Origin of the sequence: Rhizobium brockwellii, assembly GCF_000769405.2 — a bacterium.
GTDB classification, from domain to species: Bacteria; Pseudomonadota; Alphaproteobacteria; order Rhizobiales; family Rhizobiaceae; genus Rhizobium; species Rhizobium brockwellii.
Genome location: NZ_CP053440.1, coordinates 422,272 through 439,281, shown reverse-complemented (window position 1 = coordinate 439,281; position 17,010 = coordinate 422,272). Strand labels below are relative to the sequence as shown.

Here is a 17,010-nt window from a genome sequence, read left to right as displayed (position 1 = left end):
GATAAGATTGGGCCAACATGCCCATCGATCAACGCCGACGCCATTGGGAATGGGCGCCATCTTTGACGCACGTCAATTCATATTTCCAGGGCGGTGCCCGACTGTGACGAATATCAGGTCTCGCCTCTTTCCGTCTGGAGATTAGCATGAAGCAACACCTCTTTCTTCCACTCCTCACCTATCCGGATGCGACGTCGGAGTTCATGATTGCCAACGCCGTCGCACTTGCGCACCACGTGCAGGCGACGCTTACCGTCTGTGCGGTGGAGATTACCGTTCCCGACGTTTCCAATGCCCTGTCGTCGCTGATCATCGATGCGGCGAAGATGGCGCGGGATGCCGGGGCGCTCAGTCGCAAGCGTGCCTCGGCGCTGACTCGGATGGCGGTCGATGCGGCAAAAGCTGCTTGCGTGGATCTACGCACGCGCGAGATCAAGACTACGGAGCCTTTCGTCGTCGACGCGCTCGCGGAAGCATCGCGCGCCTACGATCTCGTGCTGCTGGAATCAGCCGGGATCTCCTGTCCGATCGTAGGGGCGGTGTTATTTGCATCCGGTCGGCCGCTCATCCTGTATCCGTCTGCACCTTTCGGTGGCCGAATGGATCATGTCGCCATCGCCTGGGATGGCAGCCGCGCTGCCGCACGGGCGGCACATGATGCCTCGATTTTCCTGGAGCGGGCTTCCAAGGTCTGCCTGCTTTCGGTCATCGACGAGAAGCCCATGAAATACGAGACGGGCGATTATCTCATCGAGAATCTGCTGAACAGCGGCGTAGTCGCGGAGGCGACACGCGTGCGCGCGCGCGGCGAACCGGTCGGAACGGTGCTGCAGTCCAAGGCCTTCGAGTTGCGAGCAGACCTTCTCGTCATGGGCGGTTTCGGCCATTCGCGTCTGCGCGAATTCGTGCTCGGCGGCGCTACCCAAGCGGTGCTGACCAATATCAATCTGCCGATCCTACTGTCGCATTGAGCGTTGCCACGCCATCGTCAACAATCGAATTTGCAGCAATCGGCTCCGAACTCGTATCGCGAGAACAGTCAACGCATGAAACATATGGACACCGGATGTTCTCCCTTCTAAGCCTAGCGACCGGAAGGACCATGCATCGCCCTTAGCCGACGAATCGTCTCGCAGCCGCCCGGCGTTGATGAAACTGTCGTCTTCCTGCCGGCCGCTTCGGCCGCCGCCTCCACCAGCTGAAAAGCATATTCCACCGCCGCTTCCGTGTCATCGTGGCAGAGTTTTTCCGCCTGGCAGCGGGTTTCGAGCGACCGCCTGATCCGGCGTTTGATTGCAGGCATAACGGCATCGTTCGCGTGAGCGAAAAGCTGTCTCAGGCAGCTGACAGCGATCACTTCGGAAACCAGAAGTTTTCCGTCGATTTCACCGAGCGTCGGCACGGCAAATCGCGCTCCTCCGGTCTGACAGTCACGATCTGTAACCAACATCATTGTTCTCCCATTACGTCAGTCTTCCATCGGTTCATCGTTGAGCGCTCTTTTCACCCGACGCAGGATCACCGCTCGTCCCTTTCGATCAGGTCTGCGACGCAAGCGCTCTTCCAAATCGATAACGAACGACTGGTACTCATTGTGCCAATCAGGATGTCCAACCTCTTGTGCTGCAAGACGCGGGCGCGAGGAAGCAGGAGCCAAGAGTTCCGCGCCTTGCCTCGTCAGGCGGTAACTAGCATCGAGCGAGGGGGTGAAGACCGTGATATCCGGCTGCTCCAAAGCCAAACGGGATTTCAACTGGTCGCGCGCAGTTACCTCGCCATGGACCAAGAACAATCCTGTTCGAATTGGCTTCCGCGCTACCACCCACTGCATCAATTCGGTCGCGTCGGCATGACCACTGTAAGCCTCCAGAGAGCGAATGGTTGCTCGCACGACGATTTCATCGCCTTGGATCTTGACCGTGCGCGCTCCTTCCTGGAGTAACCGTCCAAGCGTTCCCTCCGCCTGGAATCCGACGATGAGAACACTGCCCTCGTCGCGCCAAAGCCAGTTCTTGAGCCGATGGCGAATACGCCCAGCTTCGCACATTCCGCTCGCCGCGATGATTATGTGGAAGCCACGGAGAAGGTCGAGTGCCTTCGATTGCTCTGCTGTTTCCGTGAAGCGCACGTTCTTCGAATTCAACGCTTTGACCAGCAAATTGCCATTCGCCATGGCGCGCGCGTGACGCTTGAATATCGCAGTGGCACGTGAAGCGAGCGGTGAGTCGATTACGATCGGACAGCGCGGCAGACTGCCTTCGTCCATCAGGATGTTGAGATCGGCCAGAAGCTCCTGGGTTCGTTCGACTGCAAAGGACGGGATCAGCAAAGCGCCGCTTGGATGATGCGCCTTCAGCACAATCTCACGAAGCAGCCCGCGCCGCGCTTCATCCGAAACTTCCTCCCGCTCACGATCGCCATACGTGCTTTCGCAGATGATATAGTCGAACCCCTGGGGCGCTTCAGGCGCAGCCTCGAGCAGTTTATGCTGAGGACCGATATCGCCCGAAAATAGCAATCGGATCGGTCGATCCGTTCCCGAAAGCTCGATCTCGACCGACGCGGAGCCGAGAAGATGGCCGGCGTCCCAGAACCGGAACCGGAGGTGGCCAGAAAGCTCGTGCCATTCTTTATGAGCGACGGCTTGAAATTGCGTCATCGCTACTCGCGCGTCATCCGCATTGTATATTGGCTCTATGATGTCGCGTGATCTCCAACGATTGCGCCGATTGAGCTGCTCGACCTCCGATTCCTGGATATGCCCGGAGTCCTGGAGCATGATCGCGCACAAGTCCAAGGTGGCGACGGTACAGTATATATGTCCGCCAAACCCCGCCTTCACCAGCTTGGGGACAAGCCCCGAATGATCGATATGTGCGTGGGTCAAAATGACCGCGTCAACGGCAGCCGGCTCGAAGGGGAAGGGTCGGTAGTTTAGTTCCTTCTCCGTTTTCGCCCCCTGGAACAGGCCACAATCGATCATGGTTCGAACACCACGATATTCCAAAACAAAGCAGGAGCCGGTGACTGATCCGGCTGCGCCGTGAAAATACAAGACTGGATCTGACATGGCCTGCCCTCGATTGTTCAAGCATCCTAGCCGGCGGGAACACTGCCCGCTTTGCGTCAGATCAATGAATGGGAGAGCAAGGAAGATTAGGGTTGGTCAATTCCAACAAGAGAGGCAACTGGTTATGACCATCAAAACTGTTTTGAGTGTCCTCGGCGTCAATCACTTCGATGAAGACCTGAAGGGCGCCATCGACTTTTGCGAAACCCACGGTGCCCATCTCACCGCAATGGCGATTTCGATGGGCACAGCGCCCCCTATCGGTTCCTACGAGGTTGTCTCGACGGTCTGGATCGAAGAACGTCAGCGCGAAATCGATCGCCTGGCCGATAAGGCTTCCGAGATCAAAGCGATCCTCGCAAGGAGCGAGGCCTCTTTCGAGGTGCAGGAGATCTATACCGAATTCGCCTGGGCGGATGAAGATATTGCAGAGCGGGCACTATATGCCGATCTCGTCCTTGTCGGCCCTCAAGCCGCCCGTGACGAAGAACTTCGGCGCAGGGTTATCGATGGCGCCCTGTTCCGGTCGCCGACACCGATGCTGATCAACCCAAAAAAGACCAATGTCGGGCTTGCTCCAAAAGCGATCCTGCTGGCTTGGGACTCCAGCGACGAGGCTTCGCGCGCGGCACGTCAGTCGATCGAGTTCCTACAGGCTGCTGAATCGGTGCATGTTACCCTCGTCGACCCACAGGCATCATCATCAGCGAATGGCGAAGAACCAGGCGCTGACGTTGCCACCTTTCTGGCACGGCACGGGGTCAAGGTTGATGTGGATTGCGTCGCAAGCGGCGGTCGTCGCGTCGATGAGGTGCTGCGCAAGCATGCCGTTGATGTCGCCGCCGACATGATCGTCATGGGCGCATATAATCATTCTCGACTGCAGCAACGTCTTTTTGGCGGCGTAACGCAGTCGATGCTGGGAGAAACCAGCGTTCCTCTGTTCCTCGCCCACTGAGCAAGACGCCCGGGGTAATCTCCGAGCATCCTTCGGCGGCGTTTTCGGTCAATCAACCGGAAGCGCCGTTCGACCGGTAACTTCACGAACAAATATGCCGTAAAATATGTGCTCAGACGCCGAGGCCGTTGACTGCGCCTGCGGCTTCAACGCGCCGATTTCCCACCAATCGAAGTGTTTTTGCAGCAAAGACCAGGCTTGCAACCTTTCATTATGCCAAAGATCCGTATCCGGAAACTCCTCGAAGCGCCCCTCGACGACGACGCTCGTCCACCCCCTGCCCGTGCCATGCTGGTCGATTTGCAGACAGACGTTTTCGTTCGTGCGCATCCAGTCGACTTTTCGACCGAGCATTGAAAAGCTGTAGATCGCACCTTTTGCATAAGCGAAATAGATCGGAACCACGTAGGGTTGGTTATCCTTGCAACAGGCCAGGTGGCCAAACCGGGACTGCTCAAGAATGGCGAAGCATTCTGCTTGCGTCAGTTCTTTTAGGGTGTAGCTCATCGGTAGCCCTCCTTGCAGCGACAAGTTCATATATTACCATCTGATTGCACCCCGTCGTTGATAGAGCGCAATGACTGAAGCTCCAAAGCGGCGAGACTCTCCCCACCTTGGAGATGCGGCTAATTCGACAAAAGGCGGTTGATGGCGTTGTGATCGAGCAGCGTGCGGGTTACCCCTCCGAAGACCCACTCCCGAAATCGGCTATGGCTATAAGCGCCTGCGACAATCAGATCTGCCGCGAGCCTATCTGCAGCTTCAATGATCTTCATCCCTACATCGCCTGTCTGTCGCGGCTCGATAATGCTCCGGGCTGGAACCGAATGGCGGGTGAGAAACCGAACAACATCACTCAGCGCTTGCTCATCGATCGGGTGGCTCTCCTCGATCGAAAGGACGACCACGTCTTGTGCCAAGATCAAGAGAGGCATCGCGTCGACGATTGCCCGCCTCGATTCTTTGGCGTCCTTCCAGGCAATCACAATCGTCTGAGCTTCTAGAGGAGCCTTGGAGGCCGAAGCTAGGAGCGCCGGTCGCCCCACCGAGAGCAGGACGTCTGGTATGTTGACCGTGCGTCGGTAATCGCGTGCCTGACCTTTTTCGACATCAAAGAGGACAATAAGGTCGGCCGTTCGTGCATTTTCAAAAACGAACGTCGCCGGATCCGCAGCCTTGGTTTGCCAGGAGACGTGGTTCCTGAACGGCGCATGTCGCATGATCCGCTCGTGCAGTTCACGTTGTCGCGTGTCGACCGCCTCGAGCTCTTCACGCATGGCGAGAAAGAGGAGGATCGAAAGGGCGGCGATCGCGATCTGATGATGGCGACCCATCAGGAGCACGAAACCGAACAAGCTTTTCGGCATTTTGTCGTCTTGCTCCCACTCTTGTGCTTCAGGAAAGGTCTCGGTCGGAATGTCAGAGGCTGACGCCACACCCGCCTTCACTAGTGCGGCCGTCGCCGCCGGTGCGTGCGGCGGTTCCTGGCGGCTGCCATCCAAGCGGCAGGAAGGAAGAGGAGCACGGCACAGGCGACCGTACTCCAGAGCATTTGGCGACGAACCACTGGGAAGAAGGTAGCGTCGATGAAAGTGGGATGCTTTGATCGACGTCAAAATTGAAGAGGCAAACAGACATGGACGCGGGCAGCTGCACAGGGCATTTTGCCCATCGGCCAGCGCGTCACCATGGTAACGCTCGCAGCCGTCCGTATGACATCAATGATCAACGCATGTTACGGTACAGCCGTTCTGCGCCTGACGGAAATGCCGATGTCCCGCTGCTTCCGGGGCGGCGGGGATCTGCGCAGCGGCCGGCTAGGCAACGGACTGTCTCTGCGTCGCGAATGCGCTCGCCTGCCCGGCGATGTCGAGCACCATGCGCCCCTCGATGGTTCCCGCCTTCAGACCGGCAAAGATATCGTTGACATCATCGAGCGGCGCCTTGGCGATCTCGGCCCGGACACGACCTTCGGTGGCGAATGCGAGCGCTTCATCGAGGTCACGGCGCGTTCCGACGATCGAACCACGCACGGTGATGCGTTTCAGCACCACGTCGAAGATCGGCATCGGGAAGTTGCCCGGCGGCAGACCGACAAGGCTGACGGTGCCTTTGCGACGCACCATGCTGAGTGCCTGCGAGAAAGCAGGCCGTGAGACGGCGGTGACAAGCACCCCATGCGCGCCGCCGCTTGTCACCTTCAGCACTTTCTCGATTGTGTCTTCGGACAGTGCATTGAGTGCGAGATCGGCGCCGACCTGGCGGGCGAGGTCGAGCTTGGCGGCGGCGACATCGAGGGCGACCACCTTGAAGCCCATCGCCTTGGCATATTGGATCGCGACATGACCGAGACCGCCGACACCCGAAATCGCCACCCAATCACCTGGCCGCGCCTCGGTTTCCTTCAGGCCCTTGTACGTCGTGACGCCGGCACAGAGGATCGGCGCGATCTCGGCGAAGTTGACGTTTTGGGGAAGGCGGGCGGCGAAGGCGGCGGAGGCGATGACGTACTCGGCAAAGCCGCCGTTGCAGCTGTAGCCGGTATTGTGTTGGTGTTCGCAAAGCGTTTCCCAGCCGGTTTCGCAATATTCGCAACGAAGGCAGGCATCGTGCAGCCAGGCGACGCCGACGGCATCGCCTTCCTTGAATTCGGTGACGCCGGGACCGAGGGCGGCAACGATGCCGGCCGCCTCATGGCCTGGAATGAAGGGCGGCGTCGGTTTGACAGGCCAGTCGCCTTCGGCTGCGTGCAGATCGGTATGGCAGACGCCGCATGCGACGACCTTCACCAGAATTTCGCCTGGGCCGGGTACAGGCACAGGCACGCATTCGATTGCGAGCGGTTTGCCGAATTCGCGCACTACCGCCGCCTTCATCAGCTTGTTCGTCAAGATCGTCATCCTTTCACGATGTTTGTTCGGCGGGGATGATGAAGACGGTGCCCGGCGGCGCATTGATCCATCGCAAGCGGCCCGCGACGGCGTTCGAGTTGCCCGCGTTCAAATCTTGACGCCGATCGAGGCCTAAGCGCACGCCGGCCTGATCCCGCCTCGTTCGACGGGTCAGAGGCGTGCGGAGGCCAAGGAGATCGCGATCCCGAGCGCCAGAACATGTTGGCGATGAAACTGCTTCACGAGGTCATCGGTGGACTGACGATGGCCGCAGCAAACGTCACCATTTCCTGAAACCGTCAATCCAGCCTGGCGGTGAAAACGTAGCCGACGCCGCGCACGGCCTTGATGAATTGCGGCCTCTTTGGATCGGTCTCAATCTTGCGGCGCAGCCGGACGATCTGGGCATCGATCGTCCGGTCAAAGGCTTCGAGATTTCGGCCCCGGGTCAGATCCATCAGCACTTCACGGGTAAGGACCCGGCCGGCATGCCGCACGAAGGTCGCCAGCATGTCGAATTCCCCGGTCGTCATTTCGATCTCCGCACCTTCGGGATCGAGAAGCTGGCGACGACTGAGGTTGAGCTTCCAATCCTCGAAACCGACGATTTCCTCGCTGACCGGCTCGGCATTGCGTGACGAAGATTGCCGCCGACGCAGGATCGACTTCAGCCGAGCATGGACTTCTCTAAGGTGGAAGGGTTTGGCGATGTAATCGTCGGCGCCGATTTCCAAACCTACGATCCGGTCGACGACGTCGTCGCGGCCCGTCAGCATCATCATCGGAACGTCGGATTGGGCACGAATTTCGCGGGCAAGATCAAGCCCGTCCGCGCCGCCGGGAAGGACAAGGTCGAGCAGGATAGCATCGAAATTCTGCTGGCGCATGCGCGCCCGCATCTCGATCCCATCGGAGGCGGACGAGACAGCGTAACCTTCGTCCTCGAAATAGCGCGTCAGCATCTGACGAATGCGCGGATCGTCGTCGACGACGAGAAGATGCGCGTCATGCTGAAGTGTTGCCATCGCCCATCCGTCAAGCCGTGCTGTCACAGACTGTTACTGAATTGCACCGTCTTTAACACGCGCGGCATCGGTGTGTCACCAGAAGCCGGTCAATTGTCCTCATCGACAGCACAGAGGGACGATCATGCTGCACACAACCCGTTTTCACCCTGCTCTGGAAATCGCCAACGGCGCGCTTTTCGGCTCCGAGCCGAACTGCTTGCAGGCGCTTTTCAGAAAGCAGCCAGTCGAACATCTGGCCGCCGGCCAGTCACTGTTCTTCGAGGGCGATGCCGCCAAACACCTCTTTGAAGTTGTTGAGGGGAACCTGCGCATCTTCCGGATCATCTCCGATGGCCGGCGGGTCATCACCGATTTCCTCCATGCGGGCGACATTGTCGGCGTATCGTTGAAAAACCACTATCTCTACAGCGCCGAGGCCGTCACCGATACCAAGGTTCGCCGCTTCTCACGCAAGGCTTTCGAGGCTGAGGTCAGCAACTCGCCGGAGCTGCGGCCGGAAGTCTTCGCCCGGCTTCGCGACGAGATGGCCGCCGCTCAGGATCAGATGGTGCTTCTGTCCTGCAAGGACGCCGAGGAGCGGCTCTGCAGCTTCCTGTTGAAGCAGCTTCGCCGTGACCCAGGCCATTGCCGGTCCAGTGCGATCGTCGAGCTGCCGATGACACGGCTCGACATGGCCGACTATCTCGGCCTGACGATCGAAACCGTGTCGCGGACGATGACGAAGCTAACCAACAAGGGCGTCCTGATGGCCGCCGGCCGGCATTGCGTGCGCATCATGAAATACGCGACGCTCGTACAGCTCTCCGGCGATAATGATGAATATGACAGCGACGAGCGCGGCTTGATTGCTTACGCCGGAAGGCAGCGCCAATGATCCCCAAATGACGAAAGCCAGAGTGCCTGGTGGCGCGCCACATGAATGAGATTCACGCGACGCGCTTAAATGACGCGGCATCGCGCGGTGCAGCTTATATCCCCGCTGCCACTTCGGACGATTGCCACGCGCGGCGCCATCTGCGGACGTCGTTTGCCGTGACCAGGACCACGTCGCCGCCGGACTTCTTTGAACCAAGGCCGCTCGCCACGATTTCACAGAACGCGTCGACGTACTGAAGAAAGCGGACTTCGGTTGCGCGAGGCGGCGAGGCTACGGATAGCAGTGCGCGCCTGGAGACAACGACCGTTTTCATGTCTGCGCCGAAACGCACATCGATGCACCCCGACTTATCTTGCGCGTTCAGGCTTGCGTTGATGACATCGTGCTGCACTTTCATCTCCCTCGAGCAGAATCCTGCGTTGCATGAACCGCTGCCAGCCATTGATGCTCCCAGGTTCCTTCCAAGGTACGACATCGGTGCAATGACACTTTGACCTCGGTCAACTCGGCATCATTTGCCGTTCGACAACTCTTGGGGCTTATGGCCATGACGGCGTGTGCCAATATGCGTTCGCCTGTAAGTCAATGGATCAGCGGCCGCCATTCGGCGGTGGGCAACGTCCGGATCTATGTGGGACCTCGGTTACGAGTGGACGCCACATTGATTTAGAACAAGGAAGGTCGCGCAATTCGACCTCATAAATCATCCTGTTTTTGTAAAAGGATGCGACAATGTCCGACAGTCTGGTCGCCAAGTATGGCGACGCGCGGTTCCCGCGCTACACGAGCTATCCAACGGCGCCAGCCTTTTCAGCCACTGTGGGACCGGATGAATATGCGAGGGGACTCGCAAACATTCAAAAAGCCGGACCCGTCTCCGTCTATCTCCACGTCCCGTTCTGCCGCTCGATGTGCTGGTACTGCGGTTGTCACACGAGCATCACCCGACAGGATGGCCCGGTTCGCGAATACCTGGATGTCATGAGCCAGGAGATCGAGCTTGTATCCTTTGCTGCCGGTAACGAGGTTCCCGTAAAGAACGTTCATTTCGGCGGCGGCACCCCGACGATTATGAGGCCGCAGGAGTTTGCCGCAATCATGGCAAAGCTGCGGAGCGCCTTCAGGTTTGAGGCAGATGCGAGCATCGCGGTTGAAATCGATCCACGCACATTGGCCGTTCCGATGATCGAAGCGCTGGGCGAAAGCGGTGTCGATCGCGCAAGCCTCGGCGTTCAGAGCTTTGACCCGATCGTGCAAGCCACGATCAACCGAAAGCAATCGTTCGAGCAGACGGAGATTGCGGTCAGCGGGCTACGCTCCGTGGGCATCTCCAGTATAAACTTCGATTTGATCTACGGTCTTCCGAAACAGACGGTGCAATCCTGCATCGAAACCGTCAGACTGGCCGCACAGCTGCGTCCCGAGCGTTTCGCCGTTTTCGGTTATGCGCACATACCGGCCTTCAAGAAACACCAGCGCCTCATAGATGAGGCGTCGCTTCCTGGTGCAAAACAGCGAAACGAGCAGGCCGAAGCCATCGCGGAAGAGCTTGTAAAGACCGGGTATGCACGCATTGGGCTCGATCATTTTGCGCTGCCGGACGATCAACTCGCGGTCGCTGCGCGCAGCGGCACGATGAGAAGGAATTTCCAAGGCTACACCACGGATGATTGCGATACGCTGATCGGCCTCGGTGCTTCGGCGATTGGGCGGTTGCCGACCGGCTATATCCAGAACCATGTGCCATTGGGTCTATATCAGGAGCGGGTTGCTTCCGGCATCCTGCCGACAGCCAGGGGATATCTTCTGACAGAAGAGGACAAGCTTCGAGCCAGAATAATCGAGCGGCTTATGTGTGATTTCGAAGTTGATCTCGGACGATTGAGCAAGGCGTCGGGTTTTGACATCGAATTCCTCCTCGAACGAAACGATCGACTCAACGAACTCGTCGCCGATGGCGTCGCGACGATTTCCGGAGATCGGATTGTCGTGTCTCAGGACGCACGGTTCATGGTCCGCGCCGTTGCGGCGGCATTCGACGCGTATTTCGGTTCGCACGGCCGCACGCACAGCAAGGCCGCTTGATCGAGAAACCAACCTTTTTCGGCGTCCCGCCTTCAGGACCGGGAATATCGTCGCGAGATGTATCCCGCTACCTCTTTGATCGAGCGCAAAGAGTCCACCGATCGGACAGGCTAGGTTTCAGGTGAAAGGAGGCCGTGATGACTGGTGCGCAGACAGGGTTATCGAGAGGAACATCCGTGATCGTCCTGTTTGCAATCACTGCTGCCAGATCGGTGTCCTGGAACGAATGGGCATTGCTAGCGCGGTTCTCGCCGCCATGGCGATCGCTCGCCAGCTTGTTGCTACAGAGGTAATCGGATGAAGAACCCAATCCTGAACAGTTTCGAAGAACTCGAAAGCTGCTATGACCAGCTTATGTCGTGGTGCGACGTGCTACAGGCAATCGCCGACTTTCTGCCTTGCCATATCGATGAAAGCCTTTGCGGCCGTATTTCACGCGGTCTGATCCCGCTGTTGCTGACGACGCACCAGCTCGAAGAGCGATCGATCTCGTCGGCACTCGGATTGATCATGGAGGTCGAAGAGCTTGCCGATGCAAGGGAACGCCGGCACGCCGGTCGTTTATTCGATCATGATGCGGGGCAGCACGTCGTCTTCACGCTGGAAACTCTAAGTGAGGGGCGCTGCCGGCTCTCCTGGGAAGCTATAGGATATCAGCTGCGTTCGTTCTGCTGTTCGATGCGCAGGCATATCAAGTCGGAACGGGAGGTCATCAGGTTGCTTCGACGGGCAATGGACGGTGATCCGGCGTCGCGTTCGCCCGATGCGACAGCTCAAACGGAAGCGGCCTGAGCAGCGCGCTGCGGCCGCGAGCTGCCAAAGACCTGCCGTGTCGACAATCACGAAGCATTGCCGCGGGCCGGAACATGACGGTTCTGATCGTGCGGGACGGCGCGCAAGCGCCGCCATCCGCACCTGTCGGTCAATCACTGGGTGATCTGAGCCTGAGTGATCTGCGCGAGGTCGGCATCCAGCCTCTTGCGCACCATGTTCGGCACCTTGGCGATCTTGATCGCCCCAAGATTGACCGGACTGTCGCCAACCTGGATCAATGCAACCATGCCCATGCCCACGTGTGGCGTGCACTTCAAGACATATGCGCCCGGAATGTCGAACTTCACCTGATACTGTTCGCTCGGCCTGGATTTGAACTCAGAAACGCCGTCGGGAATGAGACCCCTGAACGTCTCGACGTTGTGACTCTTGTCGGTGGGAATGAACGTGACAGTATCGCCGGGAGCAATCTTCATAAAGCCGGGCTCAAACACCATCGCACCGTCGGTGCCCTTGTTCAGCATCTGAACCTGGTGGTCGGCAGCCATCAACGGCGCAGCTGAAGTGATCAGGGCTGCCGTTGCAACGATCAGACCGAATTTCAAGCGCATTTGCATATCTCCTGTTTTGCGAGGCCTGATTTAGCCTCGCGAACATCTTCTAAGACATGCTGGACGCCGGTTCTTTGACTCTGGTCAAACGCGGGAAAAAGCGCGCACTCCGCGCGTTCGCGCGGGCCAGGACGCATGGGCGGGTGGCGAGACGAACTGCCTCCCTGGATGTCATTTCGCGTCGAGAAGCTCGCGGATCCGCAACGCCAGCTCCTTTGCGGTATAGGGTTTGCGCAGCCATTGCGCGCCCGGAACCGTATCATTGCCTGCGAGACCCGGTTCGGAATATCCCGACGTGAAGAGCACGGCAATGTCCGGCCGTAAAATACGCACCTCTCTTGCGAGTTCGTCACCCGTCATCCCGCCCGGCATCACGATGTCGGTAAAGAGGAGCCCGACGTCGGTACTTTCTTTCAGGAGATCGAGGGCGCGGCGACCGTTTTCGGCTTCACGCACCGTATAGCCCATCGACGCAAGCCTGGCGACGGCAACGCGGCGGACACGGGCGTCATCCTCAACGACCAGCACCACCTCGTCCCCTTGCGGCAGTTGGCTCTCGTCGGAGCCGTGGTCCGGTGCAGCCTCTTGAGGCTTGGCGCCATTGATGGCGGGGAGGTATATACGGACTGTCGTGCCGCGCTCCACCTCGCTGTAAAGCTGGAGATGCCCGCCCGATTGCTTCACGAAACCATAGACCATGCTGAGCCCGAGACCTGTGCCCGAGCCGACGTCCTTCGTCGTGAAAAATGGTTCTATCGCGTGCTGCCTGACCTCCTCGGTCATACCAGAACCTGTATCCGTCATCGAGACGAGCACGAAGTTGCCGCTACGCAGCTCCGGAGACATTTTCGCATAGTCGGCATCGAGATGGACCCGCGAGATCGTCGTCGTGAGACTGCCGCCCTTGGGCATGGCGTCCCTGGCGTTCAAAGCGATGTTCAGAATGGCGTTCTGAAGCTGCGAGCTATCCACAAGGACATTCAGGCCTGATCCATCGATGACGGTCGACAACCTGATATCTTCGCCGAGCGTTCGCCGGAGCAAATCCGAAAAGCCACTCACAAGCTGACCAAGATCCGCGTGCCTTGGATTCAACGGCTGCCGTCGGCCGAAAGCGAGCAATTGAGCCGTGAGCACCGCTCCGTCCGCCGCCGCGGCCTGAGCCTCTCCTAGAATTTCACGAAGGCTGCCGGGTGGCAGCTTATCCTCGATCATTTCGAGGTTGCCGCTGATGACGGTAAGCAGGTTGTTGAAGTCGTGCGCAATGCCTCCGGTCAACTGCCCAACAGCTTCCATCTTCTGCGACTGGCGAAGATCTTCCTCGATTTTGTAACGGCTGGTGAGATCGCGGACAAAACCGGTGAAAATCCGCTCTCCGTTTGCCGTCGCCTCGCCGACATGCAGTTCCATCGGGAACTGGGACCCGTCAGCCCGTTGTCCGGTGACGATGCGCCCGTAGCCGATGATGCGTTTCTCGTCCGTATCGAGATAATGATTGATGTAGTCGTCGTGAGCATCGCGGTAGGGGTTTGGCATCAGGTTGCTGACGTTGCGGCCGCAAATCTGGTCTGAAGACATTCCAAACAGCTTCTCGGCGGCCTTGCTGAAGGAAAGCACCACTCCCTTGTCATCGATCACCACCATGGCGTCCGGCACGGTGTCAAGGATCGAACTCAGGTGCGCCTCGCGGGATTTGACCACTTCTTGGGCTCGCCGCAACGCGCTGACATCGCTGTTCGTCTCTATGACGGCAAGATCCCCATCCGGCAAATTGACCAGCACGCAGCGTGACGCGACATGAATGTCGTGCCCGCTCTTGTGACGATGAATGATTTCACCCTGCCAGAAGCCACGCGACTTCAGCTGGTCGCGGATGTTTTCCACCGGTTCGGGGAACTGCGTCGCCAGCAGTTCGTGCACCTTCTCCCCGACAGCTTCCTCTCTTGCCCAGCCATACATGTTCTCGCAGCCAATGGACCAATGCGTGACGGTTCCGTCAAACCGATGGATCAGGATATCAGCTCCGTCCAGCACGTGCACCATTGCATCCAGCTCGTGGGACGATACGGTTCTCGGCGATACGAGGCGGTGGGGCATGAACGTCGATCCTGCGGCTTCGTTGCGTCAGTGCATGTTGACCCTATGACAGGATTTATCCGAAAAATCATCAGCGTCGCCGGATAACTGCGTCAGGCAGGCGAGATTGACGATTCGCAAGTCGTGCCTGCCCTCGGGAATAACGACGTTTCGGGATGCAAGTCTGGTGATTGTGCGAGACACGGTTTCAATGGTCAGACCGAGATGGTCTGCAATGTCCTGCCGGTTCATGGGGACGCGCAGCAGGCCCTGCCACGTCCGAGGATTGCGGCGAGAGGCGAGCATCAGGATGAAGCTGCACAGGCGCTCCTCGGCATTCTTCTTCGAGAGCAGCACCATCTGTTCGTGTGCGGCGGCCGTCTCCTGGCAGAGCAGGGAGATGTAGGCGATGTGAAGAGCATCCGACCGGGCGACTTCGTCGTGGAAGCTCTTCCGAGATACGCGGCGAATCTTGCATTCGGTAACGGCCTCTGCTGTGAAAAGGAAATCGCCTTGCAGCGATGCGCCGATGAGGTCGCCGGCGAATTGAAACGCGGTGATCACACGACGACCTTCGCCGACGATGCGATAAAGACGAACGACCCCCTCTACGACCTGGAAAAGATGTTTCGCCTCGTCGCCCTCCCAGCAGATGGCTCTCCCGGCGGGGACGAGTTCCGTCGCCGAGGTGAGGAAGAGCGCTGACAGAGATTGACCGGCGTGAATCGCCTCGCTCGTCATTTCGGCATGTTCGAACGCTTGGTTTTTCTGCATCAGCATCGACGTGTCCCCCGTTGTCACGAGGTGTACTAGAACGCCCCCTGCGTCACACCGGAATGAGCGGCCGGTGCCAAAGGGTGAAAGTTTGTAACAGTTTGTAACGGCGGCGGTCCGCACCCGTCTTACTGTCTGATCGTTGATGTAGATCAAGGAGCAATTCCCGGCTTCGTGACAGTCCTGCGGAGAAAGCCGGCCGCGACGCGGTCGTCTGTGCACTGGGGACGACATCATGAATTACACAACGGAAACGATGGTGATCACGGTCGCGGCGTTTCTAGCGCTGCTAGGAGCCGCATTCGCACATGATCATCTCTTTGCGGTCCATATGGGCATACTTTGCTTCTGCCTCGCCGTTGGGGCCGCTCTGCTGGTCAGGAACGTTGATTTTTCGCCGGCGGGCCAACAGCGCAAAGTCGATATATCCGGCTATTTCGACGAGGTCATACGGTATGGCTTGATCGCCACGGTGTTTTGGGGCGTGGTTGGCTTCCTGGTTGGCGTGATCATCGCGCTGCAACTGGCCTTTCCTGACCTCAACGTCGCCCCTTATCTCAATTTCGGAAGACTGCGGCCCGTTCACACGTCGGCAGTCATCTTCGCCTTTGGCGGCAACGCGCTGATCATGACGTCGTTCTACGTGGTGCAACGCACCTGTCGCGCACGTCTTTTCGGCGGCAACCTGGCTTGGTTCGTATTCTGGGGCTATCAGCTTTTTATCGTGATGGCTGCTACCGGATACGTTCTCGGAATCACCCAGGCCCGTGAATATGCCGAACCTGAGTGGTACGTCGACCTCTGGCTGACCATCGTCTGGGTCGCCTACCTAGCAGTATATCTTGGAACAATCCTGAAGCGCAAAGAGCCGCACATCTACGTGGCAAACTGGTTCTATCTCAGCTTCATCGTCACCATTGCGATGCTGCACGTGGTCAACAACCTGGCGGTTCCCGCCTCGTTCCTGGGCTCCAAGAGCTATTCTGTCTTCTCGGGCGTTCAGGACGCGCTGACCCAATGGTGGTACGGCCACAACGCCGTCGGCTTCTTCCTCACCGCCGGCTTCCTCGGCATGATGTACTATTTCGTGCCGAAGCAGGCCAACCGACCCGTCTATTCATACCGGCTTTCGATCATCCACTTCTGGGCGCTGATCTTCATGTACATCTGGGCCGGTCCGCATCACCTGCATTACACGGCGCTGCCCGACTGGGCCCAGACGCTCGGCATGGTTTTCTCGGTAATGCTCTGGATGCCCTCCTGGGGCGGCATGATCAACGGTCTCATGACCATTTCGGGCGCCTGGGACAAGATCCGCACCGATCCGATCATCCGTATGATGATCGTCGCCATCGCCTTTTACGGGATGTCGACCTTCGAAGGCCCGATGATGTCGGTGAAAACCGTCAATTCGCTCAGCCACTATACCGAATGGACGATCGGCCACGTGCATTCCGGCGCTCTCGGTTGGGTGGGAATGATCACCTTCGGGGCGATCTACTACCTGACGCCGAAGCTATGGGGACGCGAGCGTCTCTACAGCCTGCGGATGGTCAACTGGCACTTCTGGCTCGCAACCCTCGGGATCGTCGTCTACGCCGCCGTGCTTTGGGTTGCTGGCATCCAGCAGGGGCTGATGTGGCGCGAATACAATTCCCAGGGCTTCCTCGTCTACTCCTTCGCGGAGACGGTCGCGGCGATGTTCCCCTACTACGTGCTGCGCGCGGTCGGCGGAACGCTTTACCTGGCGGGCGGTCTCGTCATGGCCTGGAACGTGTTCATGACGATCCGCGGCCATCTGCGCGACGAAGCTGCAATCCCAACCACTTTCGTGCCCCAAGCACAGCCTGCCGAATGAGGTGAGAC

General features: G+C 58.6%; 16 protein-coding genes. 6 read left to right on the top strand and 10 right to left on the bottom strand.

The window, feature by feature from the left end; genetic code table 11:
* Nucleotides 1-146 precede the first annotated feature (146 nt).
* Nucleotides 147-971, top strand: a complete 825-nt coding sequence (locus RLCC275e_RS25655; RefSeq protein ID WP_033181319.1) for a universal stress protein — start codon at nucleotides 147-149, stop codon at nucleotides 969-971.
* Between the two features lie 113 nt (nucleotides 972-1,084).
* Here the strand turns inward: RLCC275e_RS25655 and RLCC275e_RS25650 are convergent, their stop codons facing one another.
* Nucleotides 1,085-1,450, bottom strand: a complete 366-nt coding sequence (locus RLCC275e_RS25650) for a hypothetical protein (protein WP_033181320.1) — start codon at nucleotides 1,448-1,450, stop codon at nucleotides 1,085-1,087.
* Between the two features lie 18 nt (nucleotides 1,451-1,468).
* Entirely contained in the window at nucleotides 1,469-3,070 is a 1,602-nt protein-coding gene (locus RLCC275e_RS25645) for an MBL fold metallo-hydrolase (RefSeq protein ID WP_033181321.1), read from the bottom strand.
* Nucleotides 3,071-3,194: 124 nt separating this feature from the next.
* Between RLCC275e_RS25645 and RLCC275e_RS25640 the strand changes: the two genes are divergently transcribed.
* Entirely contained in the window at nucleotides 3,195-4,028 is an 834-nt protein-coding gene (locus RLCC275e_RS25640; RefSeq protein WP_033181322.1) for a universal stress protein, read from the top strand.
* 48 nt (nucleotides 4,029-4,076) lie between these two features.
* On the opposite strand, the gene RLCC275e_RS25635 is transcribed toward RLCC275e_RS25640, so the two are convergent.
* From RLCC275e_RS25635 to RLCC275e_RS25620, 4 genes are all read right to left on the bottom strand, one after another.
* Nucleotides 4,077-4,535 carry a pyridoxamine 5'-phosphate oxidase family protein gene (locus tag RLCC275e_RS25635; RefSeq protein WP_033181323.1) on the bottom strand — a complete coding sequence of 153 codons (459 nt, stop codon included), beginning with the start codon at nucleotides 4,533-4,535 and terminating at the stop codon, nucleotides 4,077-4,079.
* A gap of 119 nt (nucleotides 4,536-4,654) precedes the next feature.
* A complete protein-coding gene (locus RLCC275e_RS25630; RefSeq protein ID WP_245496289.1) occupies nucleotides 4,655-5,464 on the bottom strand; it encodes a universal stress protein in 810 nt (269 codons plus the stop codon).
* Between the two features lie 381 nt (nucleotides 5,465-5,845).
* Nucleotides 5,846-6,928, bottom strand: a complete 1,083-nt coding sequence (adhP, locus tag RLCC275e_RS25625) for an alcohol dehydrogenase AdhP (RefSeq protein ID WP_033181324.1) — start codon at nucleotides 6,926-6,928, stop codon at nucleotides 5,846-5,848.
* Between the two features lie 290 nt (nucleotides 6,929-7,218).
* On the bottom strand, nucleotides 7,219-7,944 hold the full coding sequence (locus tag RLCC275e_RS25620; protein WP_033181325.1) for a response regulator: 726 nt from the start codon (nucleotides 7,942-7,944) through the stop codon (nucleotides 7,219-7,221).
* A 124-nt stretch (nucleotides 7,945-8,068) separates the two neighbouring features.
* On the opposite strand from RLCC275e_RS25620, the gene RLCC275e_RS25615 reads away from it, so the two are divergent.
* The gene (locus tag RLCC275e_RS25615) at nucleotides 8,069-8,821 is read left to right on the top strand and encodes a Crp/Fnr family transcriptional regulator (RefSeq protein WP_033181326.1); all 753 of its coding nucleotides are present in this window, start codon (nucleotides 8,069-8,071) and stop codon (nucleotides 8,819-8,821) included.
* A 94-nt stretch (nucleotides 8,822-8,915) separates the two neighbouring features.
* On the opposite strand, the gene RLCC275e_RS25610 is transcribed toward RLCC275e_RS25615, so the two are convergent.
* On the bottom strand, nucleotides 8,916-9,266 hold the full coding sequence (locus RLCC275e_RS25610; protein WP_033181327.1) for a hypothetical protein: 351 nt from the start codon (nucleotides 9,264-9,266) through the stop codon (nucleotides 8,916-8,918).
* A 290-nt stretch (nucleotides 9,267-9,556) separates the two neighbouring features.
* Between RLCC275e_RS25610 and hemN the strand changes: the two genes are divergently transcribed.
* Both hemN and RLCC275e_RS25600 read left to right on the top strand, forming a co-directional pair.
* On the top strand, nucleotides 9,557-10,909 hold the full coding sequence (gene hemN / locus RLCC275e_RS25605) for an oxygen-independent coproporphyrinogen III oxidase (RefSeq protein WP_033181328.1): 1,353 nt from the start codon (nucleotides 9,557-9,559) through the stop codon (nucleotides 10,907-10,909).
* 297 nt (nucleotides 10,910-11,206) lie between these two features.
* Nucleotides 11,207-11,701 (top strand): hypothetical protein, encoded by a 495-nt coding sequence (locus RLCC275e_RS25600; protein ID WP_033183468.1) that lies wholly within the window; start codon nucleotides 11,207-11,209, stop codon nucleotides 11,699-11,701.
* Between the two features lie 134 nt (nucleotides 11,702-11,835).
* Here RLCC275e_RS25600 and RLCC275e_RS25595 read toward each other — a convergent pair whose 3' ends face one another.
* From RLCC275e_RS25595 to RLCC275e_RS25585, 3 genes are all read right to left on the bottom strand, one after another.
* Nucleotides 11,836-12,294: a pseudoazurin gene (locus tag RLCC275e_RS25595; protein WP_033183467.1), complete on the bottom strand. Its 459-nt coding sequence runs from the start codon at nucleotides 12,292-12,294 to the stop codon at nucleotides 11,836-11,838.
* 171 nt (nucleotides 12,295-12,465) lie between these two features.
* The gene (locus RLCC275e_RS25590) at nucleotides 12,466-14,391 is read right to left on the bottom strand and encodes a hybrid sensor histidine kinase/response regulator (RefSeq protein WP_033183466.1); all 1,926 of its coding nucleotides are present in this window, start codon (nucleotides 14,389-14,391) and stop codon (nucleotides 12,466-12,468) included.
* 27 nt (nucleotides 14,392-14,418) lie between these two features.
* Nucleotides 14,419-15,150 carry a Crp/Fnr family transcriptional regulator gene (locus tag RLCC275e_RS25585; protein WP_033183465.1) on the bottom strand — a complete coding sequence of 244 codons (732 nt, stop codon included), beginning with the start codon at nucleotides 15,148-15,150 and terminating at the stop codon, nucleotides 14,419-14,421.
* 229 nt (nucleotides 15,151-15,379) lie between these two features.
* Here RLCC275e_RS25585 and ccoN point away from each other — a divergent pair, with 229 nt between their 5' ends.
* Complete coding sequence (gene ccoN, locus RLCC275e_RS25580; protein ID WP_033183464.1) at nucleotides 15,380-17,002, top strand: cytochrome-c oxidase, cbb3-type subunit I; 1,623 nt, start codon at nucleotides 15,380-15,382, stop codon at nucleotides 17,000-17,002.
* The last annotated feature ends 8 nt before the right edge of the window (nucleotides 17,003-17,010 follow it).

What these genes read in the sequence shown, in the direction of transcription:
- RLCC275e_RS25595 (WP_033183467.1), bottom strand. Translation starts at nt 12,294, where the DNA reads ATGCGCTTGAAATTCGGTCTGATCGTTGCAACGGCAGCCCTGATCACT.
- RLCC275e_RS25600 (WP_033183468.1), top strand. Translation starts at nt 11,207, where the DNA reads ATGAAGAACCCAATCCTGAACAGTTTCGAAGAACTCGAAAGCTGCTAT.
- RLCC275e_RS25590 (WP_033183466.1), bottom strand. Translation starts at nt 14,391, where the DNA reads ATGCCCCACCGCCTCGTATCGCCGAGAACCGTATCGTCCCACGAGCTG.
- RLCC275e_RS25615 (WP_033181326.1), top strand. Translation starts at nt 8,069, where the DNA reads ATGCTGCACACAACCCGTTTTCACCCTGCTCTGGAAATCGCCAACGGC.
- RLCC275e_RS25640 (WP_033181322.1), top strand. Translation starts at nt 3,195, where the DNA reads ATGACCATCAAAACTGTTTTGAGTGTCCTCGGCGTCAATCACTTCGAT.
- RLCC275e_RS25610 (WP_033181327.1), bottom strand. Translation starts at nt 9,266, where the DNA reads ATGGCTGGCAGCGGTTCATGCAACGCAGGATTCTGCTCGAGGGAGATG.
- ccoN (WP_033183464.1), top strand. Translation starts at nt 15,380, where the DNA reads ATGAATTACACAACGGAAACGATGGTGATCACGGTCGCGGCGTTTCTA.
- RLCC275e_RS25655 (WP_033181319.1), top strand. Translation starts at nt 147, where the DNA reads ATGAAGCAACACCTCTTTCTTCCACTCCTCACCTATCCGGATGCGACG.
- RLCC275e_RS25635 (WP_033181323.1), bottom strand. Translation starts at nt 4,535, where the DNA reads ATGAGCTACACCCTAAAAGAACTGACGCAAGCAGAATGCTTCGCCATT.
- adhP (WP_033181324.1), bottom strand. Translation starts at nt 6,928, where the DNA reads ATGACGATCTTGACGAACAAGCTGATGAAGGCGGCGGTAGTGCGCGAA.
- RLCC275e_RS25585 (WP_033183465.1), bottom strand. Translation starts at nt 15,150, where the DNA reads ATGCTGATGCAGAAAAACCAAGCGTTCGAACATGCCGAAATGACGAGC.
- RLCC275e_RS25620 (WP_033181325.1), bottom strand. Translation starts at nt 7,944, where the DNA reads ATGGCAACACTTCAGCATGACGCGCATCTTCTCGTCGTCGACGACGAT.
- RLCC275e_RS25650 (WP_033181320.1), bottom strand. Translation starts at nt 1,450, where the DNA reads ATGTTGGTTACAGATCGTGACTGTCAGACCGGAGGAGCGCGATTTGCC.
- RLCC275e_RS25645 (WP_033181321.1), bottom strand. Translation starts at nt 3,070, where the DNA reads ATGTCAGATCCAGTCTTGTATTTTCACGGCGCAGCCGGATCAGTCACC.
- hemN (WP_033181328.1), top strand. Translation starts at nt 9,557, where the DNA reads ATGTCCGACAGTCTGGTCGCCAAGTATGGCGACGCGCGGTTCCCGCGC.